The sequence below is a fragment of the Qipengyuania gaetbuli genome, from assembly GCF_009827315.1.
In the GTDB taxonomy this organism is placed as follows: Bacteria; Pseudomonadota; Alphaproteobacteria; order Sphingomonadales; family Sphingomonadaceae; genus Qipengyuania; species Qipengyuania gaetbuli.
Window position 1 is genome coordinate 114,566 of the sequence record NZ_WTYF01000003.1, and the last position, 22,503, is coordinate 137,068.

The 22,503-nt window shown below is 64.2% G+C and carries 24 protein-coding genes; 9 read left to right on the forward strand and 15 right to left on the reverse strand.

Features of this window, described 5'->3' with window-relative positions; all coding sequences use genetic code 11:
• Positions 1-24: 24 nt before the first annotated feature.
• From GRI42_RS00795 to crcB, 6 genes are read right to left on the reverse strand one after another with little or no spacing between them, the layout of a single operon-like run.
• On the reverse strand, positions 25-717 hold the full coding sequence (locus GRI42_RS00795; RefSeq protein ID WP_160606171.1) for an ATP12 family chaperone protein: 693 nt from the start codon (positions 715-717) through the stop codon (positions 25-27).
• The gene (locus GRI42_RS00800; RefSeq protein WP_160606172.1) at positions 714-923 is read right to left on the reverse strand and encodes a hypothetical protein; all 210 of its coding nucleotides are present in this window, start codon (positions 921-923) and stop codon (positions 714-716) included. Before GRI42_RS00800 ends, GRI42_RS00795 begins: the two co-directional genes overlap by 4 nt.
• On the reverse strand, positions 916-1,569 hold the full coding sequence (locus GRI42_RS00805) for an HAD-IA family hydrolase (protein WP_160606173.1): 654 nt from the start codon (positions 1,567-1,569) through the stop codon (positions 916-918). Before GRI42_RS00805 ends, GRI42_RS00800 begins: the two co-directional genes overlap by 8 nt.
• Complete coding sequence (locus tag GRI42_RS00810; protein WP_160606174.1) at positions 1,566-2,165, reverse strand: FMN-binding negative transcriptional regulator; 600 nt, start codon at positions 2,163-2,165, stop codon at positions 1,566-1,568. The genes GRI42_RS00805 and GRI42_RS00810 overlap by 4 nt, the downstream gene beginning before the upstream one ends.
• Entirely contained in the window at positions 2,165-3,313 is a 1,149-nt protein-coding gene (locus tag GRI42_RS00815) for an RluA family pseudouridine synthase (RefSeq protein ID WP_160606175.1), read from the reverse strand. The genes GRI42_RS00810 and GRI42_RS00815 overlap by 1 nt, the downstream gene beginning before the upstream one ends.
• On the reverse strand, positions 3,310-3,720 hold the full coding sequence (gene crcB, locus GRI42_RS00820) for a fluoride efflux transporter CrcB (protein WP_160606176.1): 411 nt from the start codon (positions 3,718-3,720) through the stop codon (positions 3,310-3,312). The genes GRI42_RS00815 and crcB overlap by 4 nt, the downstream gene beginning before the upstream one ends.
• A gap of 204 nt (positions 3,721-3,924) precedes the next feature.
• Between crcB and rpsU the strand changes: the two genes are divergently transcribed.
• From rpsU to gatA, 4 genes are all read left to right on the forward strand, one after another.
• On the forward strand, positions 3,925-4,131 hold the full coding sequence (gene rpsU, locus GRI42_RS00825) for a 30S ribosomal protein S21 (protein ID WP_006834591.1): 207 nt from the start codon (positions 3,925-3,927) through the stop codon (positions 4,129-4,131).
• 78 nt (positions 4,132-4,209) lie between these two features.
• Positions 4,210-4,773 carry an FKBP-type peptidyl-prolyl cis-trans isomerase gene (locus GRI42_RS00830; RefSeq protein ID WP_160606177.1) on the forward strand — a complete coding sequence of 188 codons (564 nt, stop codon included), beginning with the start codon at positions 4,210-4,212 and terminating at the stop codon, positions 4,771-4,773.
• A 50-nt stretch (positions 4,774-4,823) separates the two neighbouring features.
• Complete coding sequence (gene gatC, locus GRI42_RS00835) at positions 4,824-5,126, forward strand: Asp-tRNA(Asn)/Glu-tRNA(Gln) amidotransferase subunit GatC (RefSeq protein WP_160606178.1); 303 nt, start codon at positions 4,824-4,826, stop codon at positions 5,124-5,126.
• A complete protein-coding gene (gene gatA / locus GRI42_RS00840; RefSeq protein ID WP_160606179.1) occupies positions 5,126-6,607 on the forward strand; it encodes an Asp-tRNA(Asn)/Glu-tRNA(Gln) amidotransferase subunit GatA in 1,482 nt (493 codons plus the stop codon). The genes gatC and gatA overlap by 1 nt, the downstream gene beginning before the upstream one ends.
• 46 nt (positions 6,608-6,653) lie before the next feature.
• Here gatA and GRI42_RS00845 read toward each other — a convergent pair whose 3' ends face one another.
• Positions 6,654-7,778 (reverse strand): acyltransferase family protein, encoded by a 1,125-nt coding sequence (locus GRI42_RS00845; RefSeq protein ID WP_160606180.1) that lies wholly within the window; start codon positions 7,776-7,778, stop codon positions 6,654-6,656.
• Positions 7,779-7,976: 198 nt separating this feature from the next.
• Here GRI42_RS00845 and gatB point away from each other — a divergent pair, with 198 nt between their 5' ends.
• The 4 genes from gatB to GRI42_RS00865 all read left to right on the forward strand — a co-directional run bounded on the left by gatB (position 7,977) and on the right by GRI42_RS00865 (position 12,581).
• The gene (gene gatB / locus GRI42_RS00850) at positions 7,977-9,476 is read left to right on the forward strand and encodes an Asp-tRNA(Asn)/Glu-tRNA(Gln) amidotransferase subunit GatB (RefSeq protein ID WP_160606181.1); all 1,500 of its coding nucleotides are present in this window, start codon (positions 7,977-7,979) and stop codon (positions 9,474-9,476) included.
• A 10-nt stretch (positions 9,477-9,486) separates the two neighbouring features.
• The gene (locus tag GRI42_RS00855) at positions 9,487-9,945 is read left to right on the forward strand and encodes a tRNA (cytidine(34)-2'-O)-methyltransferase (protein ID WP_160606182.1); all 459 of its coding nucleotides are present in this window, start codon (positions 9,487-9,489) and stop codon (positions 9,943-9,945) included.
• A gap of 130 nt (positions 9,946-10,075) precedes the next feature.
• A complete protein-coding gene (locus GRI42_RS00860) occupies positions 10,076-12,238 on the forward strand; it encodes a S46 family peptidase (protein ID WP_160606183.1) in 2,163 nt (720 codons plus the stop codon).
• Between the two features lie 106 nt (positions 12,239-12,344).
• Positions 12,345-12,581 carry a hypothetical protein gene (locus GRI42_RS00865; RefSeq protein ID WP_160606184.1) on the forward strand — a complete coding sequence of 79 codons (237 nt, stop codon included), beginning with the start codon at positions 12,345-12,347 and terminating at the stop codon, positions 12,579-12,581.
• 6 nt (positions 12,582-12,587) lie between these two features.
• Here the strand turns inward: GRI42_RS00865 and GRI42_RS00870 are convergent, their stop codons facing one another.
• From GRI42_RS00870 to GRI42_RS00890, 5 genes are read right to left on the reverse strand one after another with little or no spacing between them, the layout of a single operon-like run.
• The gene (locus GRI42_RS00870; protein ID WP_160606185.1) at positions 12,588-13,121 is read right to left on the reverse strand and encodes a hypothetical protein; all 534 of its coding nucleotides are present in this window, start codon (positions 13,119-13,121) and stop codon (positions 12,588-12,590) included.
• A 23-nt stretch (positions 13,122-13,144) separates the two neighbouring features.
• Positions 13,145-13,597 carry an META domain-containing protein gene (locus tag GRI42_RS00875; protein ID WP_234033752.1) on the reverse strand — a complete coding sequence of 151 codons (453 nt, stop codon included), beginning with the start codon at positions 13,595-13,597 and terminating at the stop codon, positions 13,145-13,147.
• A 29-nt stretch (positions 13,598-13,626) separates the two neighbouring features.
• Positions 13,627-14,097, reverse strand: a complete 471-nt coding sequence (locus GRI42_RS00880) for a hypothetical protein (protein WP_199800381.1) — start codon at positions 14,095-14,097, stop codon at positions 13,627-13,629.
• Between the two features lie 59 nt (positions 14,098-14,156).
• Positions 14,157-14,774 (reverse strand): hypothetical protein, encoded by a 618-nt coding sequence (locus GRI42_RS00885; RefSeq protein ID WP_160606187.1) that lies wholly within the window; start codon positions 14,772-14,774, stop codon positions 14,157-14,159.
• 19 nt (positions 14,775-14,793) lie between these two features.
• A complete protein-coding gene (locus tag GRI42_RS00890; RefSeq protein WP_160606188.1) occupies positions 14,794-15,582 on the reverse strand; it encodes a hypothetical protein in 789 nt (262 codons plus the stop codon).
• Positions 15,583-15,779: 197 nt separating this feature from the next.
• Here GRI42_RS00890 and GRI42_RS00895 point away from each other — a divergent pair, with 197 nt between their 5' ends.
• Positions 15,780-16,877 (forward strand): helix-turn-helix domain-containing protein, encoded by a 1,098-nt coding sequence (locus tag GRI42_RS00895; protein WP_160606189.1) that lies wholly within the window; start codon positions 15,780-15,782, stop codon positions 16,875-16,877.
• 66 nt (positions 16,878-16,943) lie between these two features.
• On the opposite strand, the gene GRI42_RS00900 is transcribed toward GRI42_RS00895, so the two are convergent.
• From GRI42_RS00900 to GRI42_RS00910, 3 genes are all read right to left on the reverse strand, one after another.
• The gene (locus tag GRI42_RS00900) at positions 16,944-17,249 is read right to left on the reverse strand and encodes a hypothetical protein (protein WP_160606190.1); all 306 of its coding nucleotides are present in this window, start codon (positions 17,247-17,249) and stop codon (positions 16,944-16,946) included.
• A gap of 89 nt (positions 17,250-17,338) precedes the next feature.
• Positions 17,339-20,236: a M16 family metallopeptidase gene (locus GRI42_RS00905; protein ID WP_160606191.1), complete on the reverse strand. Its 2,898-nt coding sequence runs from the start codon at positions 20,234-20,236 to the stop codon at positions 17,339-17,341.
• A 39-nt stretch (positions 20,237-20,275) separates the two neighbouring features.
• Entirely contained in the window at positions 20,276-22,471 is a 2,196-nt protein-coding gene (locus GRI42_RS00910; RefSeq protein WP_160606192.1) for an acylase, read from the reverse strand.
• Positions 22,472-22,503: the final 32 nt, after the last annotated feature.

Here is a 22,503-nt window from a genome sequence, read left to right on the forward strand (position 1 = left end):
AGCCGCGCGTCGGTACGGCCAACCTCAGCCGCTCACCCGCGCGAACTCGACTGCCGCCAGGAAATCGCGCTTCCGCTTGGCGCGGCGTTCTTCCGCTTCTTCCTCGCGGCCCCAGAGATCGGCCTGCCATTCTTCCTCGAGATTGGCAACGGCCCACAGCCCCTCGGTATCTGCATCCTTTTCCAGCGCGCCGAGCCCGATGCAGAGCGAGGCCGCCAGCGAGGTAAGCTGCTCGAGAGCGGCTAGCTCGAACGCGCCGAGGCTTGCCAGTCGCTCGCGCAGCCTTGCCAGCGACGCTTCGGCCTGCGGCCTGTGCAGCACGCCGCTGACGCGGTGCAGGGTCACGCCCTCGCGTGCCTCGAAGTCCATCAGCAGCGGCTCCCAGACTTCCTGCTGGCGACGGTAGAGCGGCTCTTCTGGATCGGCGCGGTAGCAAAGCGTGTCGGTTTCCGCATAGCCGAGCAGCTTCTCGACCACCGGTTGGGGATCGCTTGCCACCACGTCGAGTGCGTAGTCCGCCATGTCGCGGAACCGGAAGGTCGAGGGATCGATCGTCTCGCCCTGCGAACGCCATTCGGCTGCCAGCATTTCCGCCAAGGTCTCGGTCGGCAGGACCTGCGGCTTGCCGCCCTGCGTCTTGATCGGTCGGCCGTCCAGTTGGACTGTCCAGCCAAGGTCGGTCCGGGCGACAGTCACGTCCTTGTAGAAGCGTTTCATCCGTGCTGCTTCCAGTGCTTGGCAAGGAGGACGGGAATGAAGAAGAAGTCCACGGCGCCGCCCACCAAAAGCACGACGCCAACCATCTGCGGCCAGGGCAGTGCGTCTGCGATGGCCATCACGCCAAGCAGGACCATCACAGCGCCTGAAAGGCGGATGATTTGAAGCAGCCAGAACCGCTGCGCGGCCTTGTCTTCGTCACTCACGGATCAGTTTCTCCAGTTCGTCCATGGTCTGCGCGACCCCCACGGCGCCTGCCGCCAGCAATTCCTCGGCCTCGTGATAGCCCCAGCCGACCCCGATCGCACGCACGCCGATATCGCAGGCCATGTGGATGTCGAAGACCGTGTCGCCGATCATCACCGCATCCGCCACATCGACACCCGTTTCAGAGAGCGCGGCCTCCAGCATGGCGGGATGGGGTTTGGACGGATAGCGGTCTGCGCCGTGAAGCGTGGCGAAGCGGTGCTTGATCCCGTGGGTATCAAGGCAGGAATGCAGGCCGCGGTCGCTCTTTCCCGTGGCGACGCCGAGCAGCCAGCCATCTGCGTGCAGCCGTTCGAGCAGGTCGGTCATGCCATCGAATAACGGTTCGTGAAGGGCGCCCGACAGGCGCGTTTCGCGGAACAGGCGCTTGTAAGCCTCGACCACCTGCAGCCGGTCGACCTCGCGGCCGTCCATCATCAGCTGGCGCACGGCAAGCGGCAGGCTGAGACCGACCGTGCGCCGGATGGCGTTGCGTTCGGGCGGCGGCGCGCCGATCGCCCCGAAGGCACGCTCCATCGTCTCGCACACGGCGGCCTGGCCATCGACCAGCGTGCCGTCGCAATCGAAGATGGCGAGGCGGGTCATGCCGCAAGGCTCCGCATCAGCCTGGCGAGGGCAGGGCTGCCGCTCGTTTCAAGGCCCGTGGCGATCCGTTCGCGCTCGGCCGGAGTGCGTTTTTGCGACAGCTTCAAGGTCGGGCGCCAGGCGAGGACTTCCATTTCGAAGCCGACGATGCCCTTGAACAGGCGCGACCATGTCGCATCACTCGATTCGTCCGCCGACCAGCCTTCGCCTTCGAGCCGTCCTTCGAATTTCTCGATCACGGCGTGGAGCAGGGCTTCGAGGCCCTCGTCGTCCATGCGCCTGACACGGCCTTCCATTTCCAGCGCGACGTAATCCCAGGTGGGGACCGTGTCGCGCTCGTCATACCAGCGCGGGCTGACGTAGGCATCGGGGCCGTTGACGGTGACCAGCGCGGTCGCCCCGTCGAGGTGGCGGGTGAGCGCATTGCCGCGCGCCAGGTGGAACTGCAGCGCGCCGTCGCCGGTGGACAGCAGCGGGACATGCGCCACGCGCGGCCCGTCCGGAGTGGTGTGGAAGACCATGCCGAACCCGATTCCGTCGATCAGTGCCTCGAACAGGGCCCTGTCCTCGCTCCGGAACAGCGGGTTTGGATGCATCAGCGCTTGCCCTTGGGCGGCTTTGCCGGCTTCGCCCGCGGCTTGGGCTTGCTGGCCGTAGCTGCGCCGCGCCCGCGTCGCTCGCCCTTGCGTGCCTTGCGATAGCTCTTGGCGTGCTGGCGGGCCTGCTGCTTCTTTTCCTCGCGCGACTTGGGCGGCGGATCGTCGCGCATCGGCGTCGCGTCGCTGGCCTTCTCGTCGAAGCCGATCTGCTCCATGCTGGCTGCGAAGTGCTCGGGCAACTCGGCCGTCACGTCCAGCTTCCCGCCATCGGGACTGTCGATGATCAGGCGGCGGGCGTGGAGGTGCATCTTGCGGCTGATCGAGCCGGTCAGGAAGGCATCCTTGCCGCCGTACTTGCCGTCGCCAACGATCGGGTGGCCCATCGCGGCACAGTGGACGCGCAGCTGGTGCGTGCGGCCGGTCATCGGCTGCAGTTCGAGCCAGGCGGCCTTCTTCCCCGCGCTTTCGACCACGCGGTACTTGGTCTTGGCCGGCGCACCGCCTTCGTGATCGACATGCATCTTCTCGCCGCCCGATCCGGGCTGTTTGGCGAGCGGGGCCTCGATCACACCTTCGCGGATGTCGGGCACGCCAACGACCAGCGCCCAGTAGATCTTCTTGGCGCTGCGGCCGGAAAACCGCTTGGAAAAGAATGCCGCGCTGCCGGGCGTGCGCGCCACCAGCAGGACTCCGGAGGTATCCTTGTCGAGCCGGTGGACGAGGCGCGGCCGCTGGTCGCCGCCTTCTTCCATATAGGCGTCTAGCAGGCCGTCGACATGGTTGAAAGTGTTGGTGCCGCCCTGCGTGGCAAGGCCCGGCGGCTTGTTCAGGACGAGCGCCGACTTGGTCTTCTGGATGACCATTTCCGCGGCCTGCTCGATCTCGGCCGGCTTGAGTTCGCGGCGCGCCTTTGCCTTCTTGTGCGGCGCATCGCCGCCCGGGGGCACGCGGATCTGCTGGCCCTGTTCCAGCCGGTCGTCGGGCTTCACACGCTTGCCGTCGACGCGGATCTGGCCGGTGCGCGCCCACTTGCTGACCGTGCCGAAGCCGATCTGGGGCAGGTGGCGCTTGAACCAGCGGTCCACGCGGATGCCGTCATCGTCCGGTGCGACGGTGAACTGGCGAACTTCGTCGGCGGTATTCATGCCGTCATCCTCATTAGCGCAAGGCCTACCATCAGGCCGGAAATGCCGAGCGCAAAGGACAGGACGGCATAGAGCGTTGCGAACAGGTATTGGCCGCGCTCGATCAAAAGGACCATCTCGAGGCTGAAGGCGCTGAAGGTGGTGAAACCGCCAAGCACGCCTACGCCGAGCAGCAGGCGGGCCTGTTCGCTCATCGCGCCGCCGCTCCTGACCAGCCAGCCGGCCAGCAGGCCCATCAGGAGGCTGCCGACTGCGTTCACGGCGAGGGTGGCGAAGGGGAAAGCGCCCACGATCGGCGCGCCGAGCCACTGCGTCATGGCGCGGCCGGTCTGGTAACGCAGCGCGGCACCGACTCCGCCGCCTAGGGCGACGTAGAGCGTGGCGATGGATGGGGAGAGGGTCGACATTGCGCGCAGCCCTAGCGCCTCGCGCGGGTTTGCGAAAGGCGGCACTGCAGGCTTGCCATTTGAAGGAAGAATCCGTATGTGCGCGCCGTTCGAGCCGGTCCGAAAGGGATTCGGCGCGCTTTTCGTTGAAAGAGCGAAACCCTATTCAAGGAGGCAAACCCCGCAAATGCGGGCTCTGGCCCGATAGTCGAGGTATTGAAGTTTATGCAGATCATGGTTCGCGATAACAATGTCGACCAGGCCCTCCGCGCGCTCAAGAAGAAGCTGCAGCGTGAAGGCGTGTATCGCGAAATGAAGCTGCGTCGCCACTACGAAAAGCCGAGCGAAAAGCGCGCCCGCGAAAAGGCTGCTGCCGTTCGCCGCGCTCGCAAGCTCGAGCGCAAGCGCATGGAGCGTGACGGCATCAAGTAAGCCGTTGCCTTAGCTTCCAAGCCAAGCCATGAGGGCGCGGAGAAATCCGCGCCCTTTGCGTATCAGGACGAATTTTCCATGACCGAGATCACCCGCGTTCCCCTCCAGCCCATCGCCAAGGGCTCGCTCACCAAGCTGTGGCTGGGCGTCATCGTGGCCATACTGATCGGCGGCGGCCTTGCGTGGGCGGCCATGCCGAAGGGTCTCGACGTGGAAGTGATCACGGAAGGCACCGGTCCTTCGCCGCAGATCGGCGACGTGGTCTTCGCGAAATACGTCGGCACGCTGTCCGACGGCACCGAATTCGACCGTTCGCAGCCCAGCCCGTTCCCGCCGGGCGTGTTCCCGGACGGCACGCCGTTCCCGCTCGAGGAAGAGGCTGGCTTCATCAAGGGCTTCGTCGACGGCCTGATGCAGACGCAGAAGGGCGGCAAGTACCGCATCGAGATCCCGGCCGACCAGGCGTACGGCGCGAATCCCCCTGCCGGATCGCCGATTCCGCCGAATGCCGACCTCGTGTTCGAAGTCGAAATCATCGACATCATGCCGCTGCCCGAAGCGCAGCAGCGCCTGATGCAGCTGCAGCAGCAGATGCAGGCGCAGCAGGGCCAGGCCGCTCCCGAGGGTGCGCCCGTCGAATAAGGGTGCATTGGCCGCTTGAAGCGCGCCGCTCTCGCGGCTAACGCGCGGCCATGTCCGTTACCCGAGAAGAAGTGGCGAAAATCGCCTCGCTGGCACGCATTCGCATGGCGGATGCGGAGCTCGATCGCATGGTCCCCGAACTCAACGGCATTCTCGACTGGGTCGAGCAGCTGGGCGAGGTCGATACCGCAGGCGTGGAGCCGATGACTGCGGTCATCCCCAACACGTTGCGCCTGCGCGACGACGTGGTCGATGCCGACCCGCACACCGCCGGCGGTCGCCGCGACGACGTGCTCGCCAATGCCCCTGCCGCCGAACACGGTTTCTTCGGCGTGCCCAAGGTGATCGAATAATGACCGATTTTACGCAGCTTGGCGTCAAGCAGATCCGCGACGGCGTGGCCGGCGGCGACTTCACCGCGCGCGAAGTGGCCGAAGCCTTCAACGCGGCCGTGGCCGAGGCAGCCGAACTCAACGCCTTCATCGTTACTACGCCCGACCATGCGCTGGCCGCCGCCGATGCGACCGACGCAAAGCGTGCCAAGGGCGAAGATCTCGGCAAGATGGGCGGCGTGCCGATCGGCATGAAGGACCTGTTCGCCACCAAGGGCGTCCAGACCACCGCGGCCAGCCACATCCTCGAAGGCTTCGAGCCCGAGTATGAAAGCACCGTGTCGCAGAACCTGTGGGACGCAGGCGCGGGCATGCTGGGCAAGCTCAACCTCGACCAGTTCGCTATGGGTTCGTCCAACGAGACGAGCTATTTCGGCAACGTCAATTCGCCGTGGAAGAAAGATGGCACCAATGCCGCGATGAGCCCTGGCGGTTCGTCGGGCGGTTCGTCCTCCGCAGTCGCCGCGCGCATCGCGCCGGCTGCCACCGGCACCGACACCGGCGGCTCGATCCGCCAGCCCGCCGCTTTCACCGGCATCTGCGGCATCAAGCCGACCTATGGCCGCTGCAGCCGCTGGGGCGTGGTCGCCTTCGCGAGCTCGCTCGACCAGGCCGGCCCGATGGCCCGCAGCGTCGAGGATTGCGCGATCATGCTCGAAGCCATGGCCGGTTTCGACCCGAAGGACGCGACCAGCCTCGACATGCCCGTGCCCGATTGGGAAGCCGCGCTGTCGGCGGACCTCAAGGGCAAGAAGGTCGGCATCCCGCGCGAATACCGCATGGACGGGACCGACGAAGAAATCCTCAAGAGCTGGGAGCAGGGCAAGGAATGGCTGCGCGATGCTGGCGCCGAGATCGTCGATGTCTCGCTGCCGCACACCAAATATGCGCTGCCCGCCTATTACATCGTCGCCCCGGCAGAGGCCTCGTCGAACCTCGCGCGTTATGACGGCGTGCGATACGGCCTGCGCGAACAGCCCGACGGCGCAGGCCTGCAGGATATGTACGCCGCCACCCGCGCTGCCGGTTTCGGCGACGAGGTGAAGCGCCGCATCCTCATCGGCACCTACGTGCTCAGCGCCGGTTTCTACGATGCCTATTACACGCAGGCGCAGAAGATCCGCACGCTGGTCGCCCGCGATTTCGAGCAGGCCTTCACCCAGTGCGACGTGATCCTTGCACCGACCACGCCCACGGCCAGCTTCCCGCTGGGCTCGCTCAATGAAGACCCGCTGACGATGTACCTGAACGACGTCTTCGCGGTCCCCGCCTCGCTTGCCGGCCTCCCCGCCATGAGCGTGCCCGCCATGCTGAATTCCGACGGCCTACCACTCGGCCTGCAGCTGGTCGGCAAGCCTTTCGACGAACAGGGCGTGCTCGATGCAGGTCTCGCAATCCAGCAGCGCGCGGCGTTCGAGGCCCAGCCGGAAAAGTGGTGGTAACATCCTGCGCCCGGCCGGCTGACATAGCCGGCCGGAGCAAACAGGATCAGATCACTTCACTGATCTGAGCGCGGCCCTTGCCATTCTCGACCAGCTTGACGAGCTTGCGGCCCAGATCGATGCTGGGTTTCTCGACCAGATAGTAGATCGCGGTGCTGACCACGATGGTCATGACGCTGGCGAGCGCGATGAGCGCATGGCCGGGGATCGCGCCTGTCAGGACCGAAGGGAAAGCAGTCTCGATGATCTGGGTGCATACCCAGCCGAACAGGTAGACCGAATAGCTGATCGTTCCGAGGAAGCTCAGGAATGGATTGGAAATCTTCCACCGCGACGTCATGAGGATGAACAATCCCATCGCCGTGAAATAGCTCAGCGTGTAGCGATACCAGGTCTCGTTATTGGCAGCATCCGCATTATACGCCAGCAGAGAAATCAACGGGATGCTGATCATGAACAGCGTGATGAGAAGGCGGAAGTGGCGCATGCTCGTCTCATCCTCGTCCAGCGTTGCCGTGCGCCAGGTCATGCCGATGAACATGGCGAACAGGGCAAGGGGCAGGGCTACCGGGAAGCCCATTTCGGTAGCCCAGCGAGCTACCGCCAGTGCGAACGCGCCCGCCAGAGTGCCGATGGCTGTGGCGGTTACCCACTTTTGCGATCCGAGCAGGCCGAAGAAGAAGAGAACGACGCACAGGCCATAGAAGACTAGTTCGATCTGGAGTGTCCAATATAGTCCTTGGATATTCTGGATGCCGACGAAGCCCTGCAGCATCGTAGCGTTTGCAGCGATGGTGAAGCTGTCGAAGGGGTTGCCTTGCCATGCCACGATCAGGACCATGGCGAGGATCGAAAGCCAGTACGCAGGGTAGAGCCGCATGAAGCGCCCGATGGCAAACGACAGGAGCGGCCGTTCGCGCTTCTTGAGAAGCGAGAAGGGAATGACATAGCCCGATACGGCGAAGAACATGATCACGCCGATTTTCCCGGCATCGAAATAGGCCGTGAAAAGCGTGAACAGGGATATTTCCAGATCCGAATAGTATTCGCGCGATTGCAGCAATTGTTCGGCGATATGGAGATAGATGACCATAAGCGCGGCTATTCCGCGGATCGAATCCACGAAGGCGTAGCGTGCGCCAACGGCATGAGCGTTTTTGGGTGCGACCATTTGAACCTGAAAAGAAGAATCTTGTCATTATTCCCGGCGACAAGAATTCGCCTCCAAAGACGGCCGTTCGCGCAGGAAGAGCCGTTTTATGTAGCCCACCGCCTGGAAGGTCAACCGGGCAAGTGACGCAAACAGGGCCGCAAAAACGCGCAAGTGACCCCTGTTCATCGGCCGCGCAAGGCGATAATGCCGCGGCCCATGAGCACTTACCGTATCCAGGGCGCGACCGGCGAATGGGAGGTCGTGATCGGCCTCGAAGTCCATGCGCAGGTCACTTCGAACGCCAAGCTTTTCTCGGGCGCCAGCACCGCTTTCGGGGCCGAGCCGAATACGCAGGTCAGCCTCGTCGATGCGGCGATGCCTGGCATGCTGCCCGTGCCGAACCGTGAATGCATCCGCCAGGCGGTGCGCACGGGCATGGCGATCGAGGCGCAGATCAACAAGTGGTCGCGCTTCGACCGCAAGAACTACTTCTACGCCGACCTGCCGCAGGGCTACCAGATCAGCCAGCTCTACCACCCGCTGGTGGGAGAAGGCTCGCTGCTGATCGAGGCGGACGAGAAGGCCGGCATTCCCGAAGACAAGGTCATCGGTATCGAACGCATCCACGTCGAACAGGACGCGGGCAAGCTGATGCACGACCAGCATCCGACCATGTCCTATGTCGACCTCAACCGTGTCGGCATCGCGCTGATGGAAATCGTGTCCAAGCCCGACATGCGCAGCCCCGCCGAAGCGGGCGCTTATGTCCGCAAGCTACGCTCGATTCTGCGTTATGTCGGCTCGTGCGACGGCAACATGGAAGAAGGCTCCATGCGAGCCGACGTGAACGTGTCGGTCCGCCGCCCGGGCGAGGAATTCGGCACGCGCACCGAGACCAAGAACGTGAACTCCGTTCGCTTCGTGATGCAGGTCATCGAATACGAGGCGAACCGCCAGGTCGACGTGATCGAGAACGGCGGCACGGTGGACCAGGAAACGCGCCTGTTCGATCCGAACACCGGCACCACGCGGACCATGCGCTCCAAGGAAGATGCGCATGATTACCGCTACTTCCCCGATCCGGACCTGCTTCCGCTCGAACTGGAAGACAGCTTCCTCGAGGAATGCCGCGCTTCGCTGCCCGAGCTGCCGGATGCCAAGCGCACCCGCTACGAAACCGATCTGGGCCTGACGCCCTACAATGCCCGCGAACTGACCGCAGAGGTCGAAACCTTCGCGCGCTTCGAAACGCTGCTGGCCGAAACCGCCAGGCAGATCGGCAAGTCCGAGGCCAAGGTTGCTACGCAGGTTGCTAACTGGGCCCTATCGGTCGCACCCGGCGTCCTGAAATCGCTGGGTGACGAAGCCGATCCGGCCAACGCCACCGCCGAAGCGCAGGCCAAGATCCTCGCCATGCAGGACAAGGGCGACATTTCCGGCGGCCAGGCCAAGGAGATCTACGAGATCGTCCTCAAGACCGGCGGCGATCCGGAAACGATTGCCGACGAGAAGGGCCTCAAGCAGGTCAGCGACACCGGCGCCATCGAAGCGGAGATCGACGCGATCATCGCGGCCAATGGCGACAAGGTGGACGAATACCGCGGCGGCAAGGACAAGCTGTTCGGCTTCTTCGTCGGCCAGACGATGAAGGCGATGCAGGGCAAGGCCAATCCGGCGGTGGTGAACCAGATCCTGAAGGACAAGCTCGACGGTTGAGCGCAAGGCGATGACCTCCATCGTCCTCGTCCAGCCCGAGATACCCGGCAACACCGGGGCGGTGGGGCGCACCTGCGTGGCGCTCGACATGGAATTGATCCTGATCCACCCGCTCGGCTTCGAGATTTCGGACAAGCGGGTAAAACGCTCCGGCCTCGACTACTGGCCGCACATCCGGCTGGTCGAGTTCGGCAGCTGGGCTGAATTCATCGCCGAACGGGCTCCGCGCAGCGACCAGATGTTCCTGTTCGAGGAATACGCTCCGCGCAATTTCTACGAGCCGGAATACCCGGACGACGCCTATCTCGTCTTCGGGCGCGAGACGAAGGGCATCCCGGACGAAATCGTCGAGGCGCACCGCGACCGGATGGTCAGCCTGCCGATGCGTTCGGACAAGGTGCGCTCGCTCAACCTGGCCAATACCGTTGCGGCTGCGGCCTACCAGGCGGTGCGCAAGCATATCATTTGATGCCCCGCCGCCCGTTCGTCGGGCGCATATGTCATTCGGCGAGCCCGCGCTTGCTCCAAGCCTCTGGAAAGCATAGCCCTTTTGCCGTTCTTGCGCCGTTCGCGCGCACAATTGAGGGGACTGTAACTACATGCGTAAGACCGCCACGATTGCGGCGCTGCTTGCCTGCACCGCAACCGCACCGCTTGCCGCCAAGGAAGGGATGTTCACGCCCGGCCAGCTGCCCGAAATCGCCAAGGACCTGAAGGAAACGGGTCTGGAAATCGATCCCGAAGCCCTGTCGGACCTGACCGGCTTCCCGATGGGCGCCATCGTGTCGCTGGGCGGCTGCTCGGCCAGCTTCGTCTCGCCGCAAGGCCTCGTCGTCACCAACCACCACTGCGCGCGCGGATCGGTGCAGTATAATTCGACCGCCGAGAACAATTATCTCGAGAACGGCTTCCTCGCGAGGGCGTTTAACGAGGAACTGCCTGCCGCTCCGGGCTCGCGCATCTACGTGACGACCGAGATCACCGATGTGACCGGCCGCATGCGCGACGGCGTCGATGCCATGTCCGCGACCGAGCGTTACGAGACGCTCGAACAGCGGATGAAGGACATCACCGCCGAATGCGAGGCCGAGGCCGGCTATCGCTGCCAGGTCGCCAGCTTCTACGGCGGCGCGGAATACACGCTGATCAAGCGGCTCGAAGTGCGCGACGTGCGCCTCGTCTACGCCCCGGCGGATTCAATCGGCAAGTACGGCGGCGACGTCGACAACTGGATGTGGCCGCGCCACACGGGCGACTTCGCCTTCTACCGCGCCTATGTCGCGCCCGACGGTTCGGCGGCCGACTATTCCGAAACCAACGTGCCCTACACGCCCGAGCATCACCTGAAGGTGAGCGCAGCCGGGCTCGAGGACGGCGATTTCGTCATGGCTGCGGGCTATCCCGGCTCGACGCAGCGCTATGCGACGCTGGCCGAGGTGGAGAACACCTTCGACTGGTCGTACCCGACCTTCGTCACGCTGCTGAACGACTGGATCGACACGATCGAGGAAGCCGCCCCCGAAGGGTCGGACGCGCGCGTGAAGTACGAATCGCGCCTCGCCGGTCTCAACAACAGCGAGAAGAACCTGCGCGGCCAGATCGAGGGTGCGCGCCGTGTCGGCCTCGTCGATCGCCGCCGCGAGCGTGAGGAAGCGCTGGCTGCATGGATTGCCGCCGACAAGTCGCGCGCCGGTTATGGCGAAGCGATCTCGGGCCTTCAGGCCCTCACGGTCGAAAGCGCTGCCGAAGCCCGCAAGAGCTTCTGGTACAACAACGCTACGCGTCCTGCGCTGCTGTCGGCAGCCCAGCGCCTCTATCGCCTGTCGAAGGAGCGCGAGAAGGAAAACGCCCTCCGCGATCCGGGCTACCAGGACCGCGACATGACTTTCTTCCGTCAGGGCCTGCAGGCGCTCGACCGCCGCTACGAGGCCTCGGTCGACAAGGCGGAATGGCTGATGTTCCTGAGCACCTACATCAAGCAGCCCGAGGAAAACCGCGTCGCGGTCTTCGACAAGGCGCTCGGCCTGACGCCGGGCATGACCACGCAGCAGCTGTCGGACAAGCTGGACGCCTATTACGCGGGCACCACGCTGGACGAGACGGCAACCCGCCTGTCGCTGATGGAAGCCGATGCGGCCACCTTCGAGGCCAGCAACGATCCCTTCGTCAAGCTGGCCGTGGCGCTCTACCCCTACGAGCGCGCCAAGGAAGCCGAGGGCGAGGAGCGTGCAGGCCGCGCACAGGCGCTGCGTCCGGCATACATGGACGCGATCATGCAGTGGCAGCGTTCGCAAGGCATCACGACTTATCCCGATGCAAACTCGACGCTGCGAGTGACCTACGGCACCGTGCTTGGCGGTTCGCCGCGTGACGGCATGGCCTACCTGCCGTTCACCACGCTGGAAGGCATCCTCGAAAAGGACACGGGTATCGATCCCTTCAACGCGCCGGAAAAGCAGCTGAAGGAAATCCGCGAGAAGGATTACGGCAAGTACAAGCTCGACAGCATCGGTTCGGTGCCGGTGAACTTCCTGTCCGATCTCGACAGCACCGGCGGCAACAGCGGCTCGGCCACGCTCAACGCGCGCGCGGAGCTGGTCGGCCTGCTGTTCGACGGCACGTTCGAGAGCGTCAATTCCGATTGGGACTTCGATCCGCGCACCACGCGCACGATCCATGTCGACACCCGCTACATGCTGTGGGTGATGGACAAGGTCGACGGCGCGCAGGGTCTGATCGAGGAAATGGACATCGTCGAATAACGATTGCCCACCCGTAAATGGCAAAGGCCCGCCGGAGCGATCCGGCGGGCCTTTTCATTGATGCGCGAATGACATAGCTTCATTCCACTTCGGGGAGGGCGGTTTCATGAAGTGGGTCTTCATCGTTTTCGTGGTGCTTTACGTGGTGGCGCTGTTCCTGCTGGCAGTCGGTACCTTCGGTTGGTTCGGGCAGGAGCAGGATCCGCTTTCGGGTGTCTTCCTGATGCCGCTGGGGCTGCCGTGGAATATCCTCGGCGACAAGATCGGGCTGACGGGCGCGTGGTTTGCGATCCTCGCCCCGGCGATCAACGCCGCGATCCTGTACTGGCTCTGGAAACGCTGAGGGTGGTCAGCCGCCTTCGGGCGGCTCCACCCGACTGACAGGGGCAGCCTTGCCGAGCACGCGCATATGCTCGTCCGCTTCCCGCAAGATGCCCATGAAATCCTGGTAATTGTTGTCGAGGCAGCCTTCGTTCCACGCGATCTCGGTGGTTGTGGCTCCGCGCGTCAGGCGCAGCGTGCCATAGGCCATGTCGCTCATGAAATTGTTGCAGGCGTTGAAATCGGGTGCCGGGCTCGGGAGCTTGCGCAGGATCGCCTCGAGCGTGGCATAATTGGCTGCATCGGGCTCGATCTCGTGCCAGGCCTGCGAGGCAGGAGCTGTCGGCGGCTGGCCTTCCGGGCGAACGGCCTCGGTCCAGCTGCCCCCACCATTGGGCAGGATACGCCAGGATGTGACCGGACCGCCCCAGCTCTTCACCTCGAAGGCGACGAAATCCCAGTCGGGCGCCGGCGGCGGCGAAGGGCTTTCCGCCCGGGACTGGGTGCAGGATGCAAGGAAGAGGGCGGATACCGCCAGCACGGTGGCATGTCTGGTTCGCATCCGCCCTCTGTTATTCATAGCCGTCAATTTCGCTCGAAAGCGTAAACGATCCGCGCAGTGCGGATCACGAGGCCTCGCCCGTCGGGCGTCAGCGTATAGGCGCTGGAACTGGGCAGATCCGCAGCCAGCGCTTCACCGAAGGTCGGGTCGGGACAGAAAGCGCGGGTCGAGGCGACCTGCGAAATGCTGATCGAACCGTTATAGGTCTGGGGCAGCGAAGCTTCCCAGCTAGCAGATCCGCGGTTACAATCGAGCTGCATGTTCAGCCTTCCGCCGCGCTCGAACGTCAGCGTGTGGCGTGCCTGCAGCTCCGGATTGAGCCGCGTCGACGTGCCCGAAGTCTCTACATCGACGAGGCGCCATGTCGTGCCATTGAGCGGGTGGTAGACGTTCCCGGGCAGGCTTTCGCATCCGGCAAGCGTCAGGGCGGCAAGGCCTGCCAGCCCGAAGTTGCGCAAGTTCTTCGTGGTCATCATTACCTCTCCTCTGCCTGCCCCCCGGGCGATCAACCGCCCGTCACCATCGCATCGACGAGTACATAGGTTTCCGGTCCGAACTTGACCGTCACCATGTCCCCGTCACGCGTGGTTGCGAAGTCCCAGCCGGCCGAACCGTCCGCCTGAGCGCTGTCGGCGCCGTAAGGTTCCGTGCCGCGCAGGAAGATCGCGCGCTTGAAGCCGTCGGGCTTCGACACCTCGATCAGGTGCTGGCCTTCCTCGCCCCAGTTGCGCTTGATGCCCGCCTCGCAGGTCTGCTCGGGCGCCGCATTGTCGAAGCCGCACTTGAGCTGGGTGGTGGCATTGTAGTCGGTTCCGGCGACGAGCGCATCGCCTTCGCCATAGGCCGGCTGTGCAGCTTCGCTGCCGGCGTCGGCAGCAGCTTCGGTCTCCGCAGGCGCTGTGTCTTCCGTTTCGGCTGCGCCTCCGCATGCCGCAAGCACAAGGGCAAGCCCGCCGGTTACGATGAATCTACGCATGGTTTCCTCCGCCGGGCCGGGGCGGGGTGACCAAACCGCCCGCCGCCCCGTATACCCGTTTACATGGCGCCTTCGCTGCCCGTGTACATGATGTCGCCGATCGTCCCGTCGCGATAGGCGAGGCACTGCCACGGCGCTTCGCCGCCCTGCACGTTGATGAAGATGGCGATGGCCGCTTCCGATTCCTCGATCCGGTTGGTCCCGATCACGGTCGCACCCGTTTCGCGGCCTACCTTGGCAGCGCACTTGCTTTCGAGGCTGTTCGCGCCGCGGATCTTGACCTCGGCAGCCTTGGCCGGAGCAGGTGCTTCCGCGGGGCCGTTTTCACCCACCGGTGACACCATGCCGGCATTGGCATCGCCCATCGGTACGCTGACCAGCCTCACCCCTTCGACATTGCCGACGATCTGTCCGCCCACCGCTTCTGCCGCCGCTTCGCTGGGGCAGCCGACGAGGACCGCGCTGTCGTCGAGATAGTTCGAGGTCGCTTCGCTTTCGCCCAGCCGGACACAAGGATCGCCCGGATTGGGATACCCGTCACCGAAAGGGGCGAGGGTTTCGGGGATGACCGAGAGCTCTTCTGCCGGAGCTGCGGCTTCCGACGTGTCTTCGGCCGCGCCGCCACAAGCGGAGAGGGCGAGCGCCGAAGCCCCCGCCACGATGAATGCAAACCGCATTGTCTTCTCCCCTCTCAGCTCAGCTGCACTTGGGATGGCGGCCGATGTCGCGCAGGTCGTAGAAATGACCGTCGGCGATCGTCACCTGCACGCACTGGTTGGTCGATGGGTTGTGCTGGATCGAATAGCGGGTGTTGCCGCTGGTGAAATTGTCCACTTGGCGGAAGCCGCGCCGATAGAGTTCGTCCATGCCGCCGGCCGCACGTGCGCCCTGCAGGTCGGAGAAGCGCGCGGCCGCCTGATAGCCACCACGTCCGGTATGATGGCTGAGGTTGGCATTGCGCTGGTTCACGCCCGACTGGTACCCGTTCGAATAGGCGTTCGACCTGTCGGAATTATGGTATGGCGCATTGTGCAGCCCGTCGGTGTATCCGCGCTCGTAATGCGCTTCGTCCTCGACATTGCTCAGGTGCTTGTTGTCGTCGTGGTGGTTCGACTTATGGCTCAGCAGCGCGCCAAGCAGGGCCGCCCCTGCAACCGCGGCAACAGCAGCACCGGCATCAGCGCCCTTATGATGACCGCAATCCTGGTCGCTCGCATCCTGAATCGTTTCGACGCGGCCGTTATAGACTTCGACCTGCACGCAGTCGTCGTCGCCTTCGTCCCACCAGTAGCTGTAGACGTAGCCCATGCTGTTCTTGTTGGTCGAAACGTGGGCGAAGCCGCGTTCGCGCAGCTGGCCTTCCGCGTCGCGGCCGAGCGATCCGTTGATGTAGGTAAGCTCGTTCGCTTTTTCGGCGAGAACCGGCGTGGCAACGAGTGCTGTGCCTGCTGCCAGTGTAATAGCTGTCGCGATACGGGTTTTCATGACGATCTCCTGAGTTTCTTTTTTTGCGATCCGAAGGGCTCGTGAGACGTAAAATTTCCCTGTCTTTTTCTAACCCTTTCCGAGTCTTGCGCAGCGTATCAGAGGATTTTCCGACTTCCTATTGACCCTTGCTGCCAATCGATTGACATTTTCTGCCATTGCGGCACTCTCCTATTCCTGAAGAGGGAAGGGGGACGATGAACCGGTTGCAGGAGTCGATCGAAAGGCTGGAGGCGCTGCGGCCCGATCTTGCGGCCGCTCCCGTGCCGGTCGGCCTTACCCGCTATTGGGCAGCAAGCTTCGGCTGGCCCGAAGACTTGTGGCGCGGGACGAACCTGACCGCGGAGACCTATTCGACGGAAGATGTCTCGGTCGCCGACGACCTGCGAATGGTCGGCACTCTGATGGAATTGTACGGCGAGGAAGCGCTCATCCGCAAATTCCTCGATTGGCCTTACGTCCCGCACGAAACGGTGGTGTTCAGCGCTCCGGACCTCGGCGCTGCGCTCGAAGCCGTTGTGGGGATCATAAACCGGACCAATCCGCAGCTCGACCTGCAACTCGTCGACGACGGGACGTGGTGCGATTTCGTCATTTCGGCCGATCCTGCGCTTGGGCAGTTCCGCGGCTTCGTGGAGGTCATGACGACCCTGTTCGTGCTGCGCATTGCCGATTCCTTCGCGCGCTTCGGACCGCCCGGTGTGGGCCTGGCCAGCACGCCCTATGTGGAAGCGGTGCATGCGGACCCGCTCTTGCTGCAAGCCGTCAACGGGCTGCTTCCCGTCACCATCAGCAGAGGAGCGGACCGAACATTCGTCCGGCTGGAAGCGAAGACCCTCAGGCTGGCCAACCCTGGGTACCGCGCGTCGACTTGGCAGAACCTGATGCGCGACCTCGGCGGTAACGCAGCGGGGGTGAACCGGCAGGGCGGCAATCTCGAAGGCGAGATTACTGCACTTGTCCTGGCATCGCTGCGCGAACGCGGCCGCGCACCGCAGATGACGGACCTTGCGAAGGCGCGAGGGACCTCGGTCCGATCGCTTGCCCGGCAATTGGCTGCCGCCGGAATATCCATGCGCGACCTGTCGGGCCACGCGCTGGTGCAGGTGGCGGCGGAAAAGCTGCGCTCGACCGACCTTCCGGTATCCGAGATCGCCCTGGGCCTTGGCTATTCAGAGCCGTCCAGCTTCGTTCGGGCGTTCCGCAAGGTGGCAGGCATGACGCCGGGCAAATGGCGCGCCATGTTGGGTGCGGCCGGAGTCCAGGATGCCTCGCCCTTGCGGCGGACGGGATAGGCCGCAAAGGAAAAGGGCCGCCGGATCGCTCCGACGGCCCCTTTCAAGAGCAATTGCCCGAGGGGATCAGCCCTGGCGCTCGCCGGTCAGCGGCATGTCGCCGAATGCGCCGGCGTTGACCTTGCCGGTCAGCTGGCTGCCGTCCACCGTGGCCGTGCAGGTCAGCGTCATCGGCATGGGCACGGTCATGTCCATCTTCCAGTTCAGCGTGTTGCCGTCGATGGTGCCGTCCTTGACGTCCATCGAGCCCATGCCGCCGGCCATCGAGCCGGTGAAGCTGGAGCCATCGTCACCCGGAACAACGGTGAAGGTGCCCTTCTGGTCGCCCATCGGGCTCTTGACGATGGTGTCATAGGTACCGGCTACGGACATGCGTATTCTCCTCAATTGGCTGGCCCGCACCTGCGGGCCGAAACGGTGGTGGTGACATCGGCGCTACTTACACCGATGTCAACAAGGGCTTACTCCTGCGGCTCGATGACTTCGACCTTCAGGCCGAGGCTTTCGAGCTGCGGTTCGACGACCTTGGCGTCACCGACCACGATATAGACCATGTCGCCTTCGTCCAGGTTCCGGCGCGCTTCTGCATCGAGTTCGGCAGCGGTCAGCTTGCTGAAGAATTGCGCCCGGGTCTCGTAGTAATTGTCCGGACGGTTGTAGCGCACGATGTTCACGAGGCCGCCGAGCACGTCGCCCGCCGTCTCGAACTGGCCGGGCAGCTCGCGCATGTTCGAGTTCACGATCCGCTCGAGCTCGTTCGGCTGTACACCGCGGGCATCGACGAAATCGTTGATCTCCTTGCGGATCTCGCTGATCGAATCGCCCGTCCTGTCCGACTGCACCGGTGCACGCACGCCGTAGTAGACGCGGTCGAAGGCATTGCCGACGCCGCTGCCGGCGCCATAGGACCAGCCCTTGTCTTCGCGCAGGTTCATGTTGATGCGGGCCAGGAAGCCGCCGCCCAGCGCCTCGTTCGCAGCCGACAGGAGCGTGATGTCCTGGTCACGGCCGCGCAGGTCGAGGACCTGTGCGCCGTAGATCACCGACTGCGGCGAATTGGGGCGGTTGACCAGCACGATGCGCTGTTCCGGTGCCGGGATGGCGACGTTGTAGAGCCGTTCCGGCCTTGCCGTTGCCGGCGCTTTCCAATCCCCGAAGCTCGCTTCGAGCAGACGGGTCACTTCGGCCAGCGAAGTGTCGCCCACCACGTAGATGCGGGCATTGTCGGGACGCAGCCAGGTCGCGTGGAACTGACGCAGGTCGGCTTCGGTCAGCGACTTCAGGCGATCGGCAGAGCCGAGACCCGAGGCCGGCAGGCCGTAGGGGTGCGAACCGAAGACCACCTGCCGCGCGGTGCGGTCGGCAATCGAGTTCGGATCCTTCAGTTCCGACGACAGGCCGTTGAGCAGGCGGGCCCGCTCACGCTCGATCACATTGGCGCGCAGGCCCGGCGAACGGATGGTTTCCGCCAGCAGTTCGAGCGAGGGAGCCAGGTTCGGAGCCAGCGCGGCGACACCGAAATTGGTGAAGTCGGCATCGAAGCCTTCGTAGATCGAAGCGCCGAGGCGTTCTTGCGCGATGGCATACTCGGTCGCGTCGAGACGCTCCGTGCCTTCGCCCATCACCGCCAGCAGCAGGCGCTGCGTGCCGAGCGTGGCAGCGGTTTCGGCTGCACGACCGGCGTTGAATTCGACCTGGACCTGCACGGTCGGGACTGCATCGCGGTGGGCGAAATAGACTTCCATCCCGTTCGACAGCGTGGCGCGTTCGATATCGGGGAAGTCGAGACCGGCCAGCGGGGCCAGTTCGGGGAGTGCTTCGCGATCGGCCTGCATCGTGGTGGCGATGCCCGACAGGTCGCAGCTTTCCTCCGCGCAGTAATTGGCCTGCGCGATGTCGGCCAGCGAGTCCGGACCGGTGATCGCGCCGCCGCGGTTTTCGCCGCCTTCGGTGCGTTCGCCCGGGTTGTAGACGAGGTTGAAGACCGGGCGCGTCAGCCACTTCTGCATCAGGCCCTGGACCACTTCGGGAGTGGTGGCAGCCATCTGCTCCAGCTGCTTTTCGACATAGCCCGCGTCGTTCATGAATAGCTCGCCCGAGGCCAGCTGCGGGGCCTTGCCGCCGAAGCCGCCGACCGATTCAAGACCGCGGATGACGCCCGCCATGGTCGAAACCTTGGCACGCTCCAGTTCGTCGGCCGTCGGGCCGGTGGCGATGTAATTGGCGATCTGCGCATCGAGCTTTGCGGCAACTTCCGCCGGGTCGACACCCGGCTTCACGTCCGCCTGGACGATGAAGACGCCGGCATCTTCCAGCGTGAAGTTGAAGCTGCTGACCGACACGGCGACCGGGTCTTCGCGGACCAGCGCATTGTCGAGACGCGAGCTCGACAGGCCGCCGAGGACGGAAGAGGCGAGGTTCATCGGAACCGATTCAGCCGAGTTCGAACCCGGCACGGTCCACATGCGATAAAGGCGCGTGGTCGAAATCTGGTCGGTGACCGTCTTGGTCTTCGATTCCGCCAGCGTCGGAACGGTGACGGTGGGGTGGCTCACTTCGGGGCCGCGCTCGATATCGCCGAACCACTTTTCGACCTTGGCGCGGGCGGTCGCCGCGTCGATGTCGCCGGCCAGCACGAGGACGGCGTTGTTCGGGCCGTAGTGATCGGTGAACCAGCTGCGCACGTCTTCCATGGACGCGGCATCGAGGTCACCCATCGAACCGATGGTCGAGTGGTGGTAGCGGTGTCCCTTGGGGAAGAGGTTTTCGAAGATTTCGTAACGCAGCAGACCGAAGGGGTTGTTATCGCCCTGGCGCTTCTCGTTCTGGACGACGCCGCGCTGGTTATCGAGCTTCTCCTGCGTGACCGCGCCGAGCAGGTGGCCCATGCGGTCGCTTTCGAGCATCAGCACGCGGTCGAGCGCGCCGGTCGGCACGGTCTGGAAATAGTTGGTGCGGTCGGGGTTGGTGGTCCCGTTCACATCGGTGCCGCCCATCTGCTGGATGTATTCGAACCAGTCAGCCGGGGCGTTTTCGGTGCCGTTGAACATGAGGTGTTCGAACAGGTGGGCAAATCCGGTCTTGCCGGCCGGTTCGTGCTTCGAACCGACGTCGTACCACACCGAAACGCCGACCAGCGGCGCCTTGCGGTCTTCATGGACGATGACGGTGAGGCCATTGTCGAGGACGAACTTTTCATACGGAAGGTCGACTTCCGCGACCAGCGCCGACAGCGGGGCCGGCTCGAAGGCAGCGGCCTCTGCTGCGGGAGCGGCCGCCGATTCCACGGCAGTGTCCGAGTAGGTCGAGCAGGCCGATACGGCGAGCGCGATTATGCTGGTCGAAATAACGCGTTTCATGTTGCAGTCCCCTGGAAATTCATAAGTGTTCGTAATCTATTAGCGGCGATTGGTCACCGTCTTGCGACTCTTGGCATTTCGCAGCACGTCCTCGCGCCAGAAGTGCACCGGCTTCAAGCGGTGCTGGACGAACAGCGTAGATTGGTCTGCGTAATGCGGTGAAGCGGGGCGCGTGGTGGCCGCGCCATAAGGCTGGATCGAGCGCGAGAAGACCCGCTTGCCCGGTTCCCACTCGACCCACTGGATGAAACTGTCGCCGTGCTTGACCGACAGGCGCCCGTCCTCCTCCACGTTCCACAGTGTCGAGGCGCGCAGCGTGTCCGACCCCCCGTCGAGCGGCAGGTCGACTTCACCCTGACGCAGGCGCAACACTTCGCCCATCGGCGGGTCGATCCGTCCGAAATGGGTGGTGAGGTGGGCGACCGCCTTTTCCAGTTCGGCGCGGACATCGGGCCACGGCTTGTTTTGGTAGGACGAGGACATGAATTCGCGGATCATCAGCAGCGCCAGCGCATCGGCGCGGCCCACGTTGTCGGCGGTGAAGTCCCATTGCATCAGCAGGGCACGCGCAGGCGCCAGCACAGGATCGTCCGACAGGTCGAGCTCTTCCAGGTCGTCCCACAGCCGCGCAACGTAATCCTCCCGGGCATAGCCGGTGTCGTACTTGATCCGCTCCAGATTGGCGCGGTCGAGCACGTCCGCTTCGCTCAGCAGCTTCCATGCACGGCGTGAACGGTTGGTCTGTTTCAGCTCCACGCCCAACTCGGGCGCGAAGTCGCCGGGCGACAAATCGCTGCCCGGCCCCGCAGCGGTGAAAGGGGCATTGTTGGCATTGTAGAGCCAGCCCGACGCCGGGTTGACGAGCCGCGGCAGCTTCTCGTAATCGACAGGGCCGTCCCACAGGAGTTCGGGATCGTCGCCCGGCAGGATGCCGCGCCAGTTGGGTCCCGGCCGGCGGTCGGGCAGGGCGGCATTGTAGACATAGGCGATATTGCCCTCGCGGTCGGCATAGATGAAATTGGTCGAGGGGATGTCCATCCGCGCCAGGATGCTCTCCCATTCGGCGAGGGTCTTCGCCTTGTTGAGCCGGTAATAGGCGTCGAGCTGGCCGAGATTGTCGATTCCGCCATAGCGGAAGGCGAAAGCGCCGTTTTCGTTGATGATCACCGGTCCGTGGACCGAGCGGAACACCTCGCGCTGGATCGGCAGGACGATCGGGCCGAGCCGGACGGGCAGGGTGATCGTGCGGCTTTCAAGGTCGCGCCATTCGTCGGCGAAGCGGTAGCGCGTGCCGGTCTCGTCGAGTTCCAACTGGTAGACGTCGACCATGTCGGGCGTGTTGACCGTGTTGGTCCAGCCGAGGTCCTCGTTATGGCCGAGGAAGGGGAAGGGCGAACCGGGGAAATTGGCCCCGGCGTAATGCCAGCCTTCCTCGCTCTCCACGACCAGTTCGTACCAGGCGACGCCGCCGCGCCAGGGCTGGTGGCTGTTGGAGATTAGCGTGGTCGGCCCGCCCGACTTTTCGGGCGTGACGGCAAAGGCATTGGAGCCGTTGTGCGCGCCGTCGGGACCGAAGGGAGAATAGGCGACCTTGCCGGCGCTTTCCTCGGTCGGCTGCTCCGTCGACCCGCGCGGGAAGCCGGGAATGTCGGGGCCGAATTCGGGGCGCAGGTCGTCGCCTGCCACCAACGGCTCGATTACCCCGTTGAGGCCGAAGAAGAACGGCTGGCGGAGCGCAAAGCCTGCAGCAACGTCCATGCCCGCCACAGGAAAGAGATTGCCGAGCTTGATCTCGTCCGGGTTCTGCTCGGCATAGTCGTTGAGGCCGGCGGCATAGGCTTCGAACAGCGCTCGCGTGTCGGCGGGCAGTTCGGGATAGCGGCGCTCTGCCGTGCCGCGCGCATCGAGCAGGTGGTAGACGTAATCGACCGCCGCGCCTTCCTCTCCCGCGATCGCGCCATAGCGGCCGCGCGCCATTGCGATGACGTCCTGCAGGGTCGAGAAATCGTCTTCCGAATGGGCGATGGCGACACCGTAGGCCACGTCGCGGTCGCGCTTGCCGTAGATATGCGGCACACCGAACTCGCTGCGGATGATTTCCGCCGTGTAGACCTCGTCCGGCGGGTCGACTTCGGCCCCGCGTGCCCAGAACGGTTCCCAGGTCGCCAGCGTGATGAATGCAGCGACGACGATGAACAGAAGGGCAAATCCGATCCGCCCGACCCATTTGGCCATGAATGACAATCCTCTCTCGGCCCATCGCCTAG

Excerpts from the sequence above, each read along its gene's own strand:
- GRI42_RS00795 (WP_160606171.1), bottom strand. The coding sequence starts at position 717 with ATGAAACGCTTCTACAAGGACGTGACTGTCGCCCGGACCGACCTTGGC.
- GRI42_RS00805 (WP_160606173.1), bottom strand. The coding sequence starts at position 1,569 with ATGACCCGCCTCGCCATCTTCGATTGCGACGGCACGCTGGTCGATGGC.
- GRI42_RS00810 (WP_160606174.1), bottom strand. The coding sequence starts at position 2,165 with ATGCATCCAAACCCGCTGTTCCGGAGCGAGGACAGGGCCCTGTTCGAG.
- GRI42_RS00815 (WP_160606175.1), bottom strand. The coding sequence starts at position 3,313 with ATGAATACCGCCGACGAAGTTCGCCAGTTCACCGTCGCACCGGACGAT.
- crcB (WP_160606176.1), bottom strand. The coding sequence starts at position 3,720 with ATGTCGACCCTCTCCCCATCCATCGCCACGCTCTACGTCGCCCTAGGC.
- rpsU (WP_006834591.1), top strand. The coding sequence starts at position 3,925 with ATGCAGATCATGGTTCGCGATAACAATGTCGACCAGGCCCTCCGCGCG.
- GRI42_RS00830 (WP_160606177.1), top strand. The coding sequence starts at position 4,210 with ATGACCGAGATCACCCGCGTTCCCCTCCAGCCCATCGCCAAGGGCTCG.
- gatC (WP_160606178.1), top strand. The coding sequence starts at position 4,824 with ATGTCCGTTACCCGAGAAGAAGTGGCGAAAATCGCCTCGCTGGCACGC.
- gatA (WP_160606179.1), top strand. The coding sequence starts at position 5,126 with ATGACCGATTTTACGCAGCTTGGCGTCAAGCAGATCCGCGACGGCGTG.
- GRI42_RS00845 (WP_160606180.1), bottom strand. The coding sequence starts at position 7,778 with ATGGTCGCACCCAAAAACGCTCATGCCGTTGGCGCACGCTACGCCTTC.
- gatB (WP_160606181.1), top strand. The coding sequence starts at position 7,977 with ATGAGCACTTACCGTATCCAGGGCGCGACCGGCGAATGGGAGGTCGTG.
- GRI42_RS00855 (WP_160606182.1), top strand. The coding sequence starts at position 9,487 with ATGACCTCCATCGTCCTCGTCCAGCCCGAGATACCCGGCAACACCGGG.
- GRI42_RS00860 (WP_160606183.1), top strand. The coding sequence starts at position 10,076 with ATGCGTAAGACCGCCACGATTGCGGCGCTGCTTGCCTGCACCGCAACC.
- GRI42_RS00865 (WP_160606184.1), top strand. The coding sequence starts at position 12,345 with ATGAAGTGGGTCTTCATCGTTTTCGTGGTGCTTTACGTGGTGGCGCTG.
- GRI42_RS00870 (WP_160606185.1), bottom strand. The coding sequence starts at position 13,121 with ATGCGAACCAGACATGCCACCGTGCTGGCGGTATCCGCCCTCTTCCTT.
- GRI42_RS00875 (WP_234033752.1), bottom strand. The coding sequence starts at position 13,597 with ATGATGACCACGAAGAACTTGCGCAACTTCGGGCTGGCAGGCCTTGCC.
- GRI42_RS00880 (WP_199800381.1), bottom strand. The coding sequence starts at position 14,097 with ATGCGTAGATTCATCGTAACCGGCGGGCTTGCCCTTGTGCTTGCGGCA.
- GRI42_RS00885 (WP_160606187.1), bottom strand. The coding sequence starts at position 14,774 with ATGCGGTTTGCATTCATCGTGGCGGGGGCTTCGGCGCTCGCCCTCTCC.
- GRI42_RS00890 (WP_160606188.1), bottom strand. The coding sequence starts at position 15,582 with ATGAAAACCCGTATCGCGACAGCTATTACACTGGCAGCAGGCACAGCA.
- GRI42_RS00895 (WP_160606189.1), top strand. The coding sequence starts at position 15,780 with ATGAACCGGTTGCAGGAGTCGATCGAAAGGCTGGAGGCGCTGCGGCCC.
- GRI42_RS00900 (WP_160606190.1), bottom strand. The coding sequence starts at position 17,249 with ATGTCCGTAGCCGGTACCTATGACACCATCGTCAAGAGCCCGATGGGC.
- GRI42_RS00905 (WP_160606191.1), bottom strand. The coding sequence starts at position 20,236 with ATGAAACGCGTTATTTCGACCAGCATAATCGCGCTCGCCGTATCGGCC.
- GRI42_RS00910 (WP_160606192.1), bottom strand. The coding sequence starts at position 22,471 with ATGGCCAAATGGGTCGGGCGGATCGGATTTGCCCTTCTGTTCATCGTC.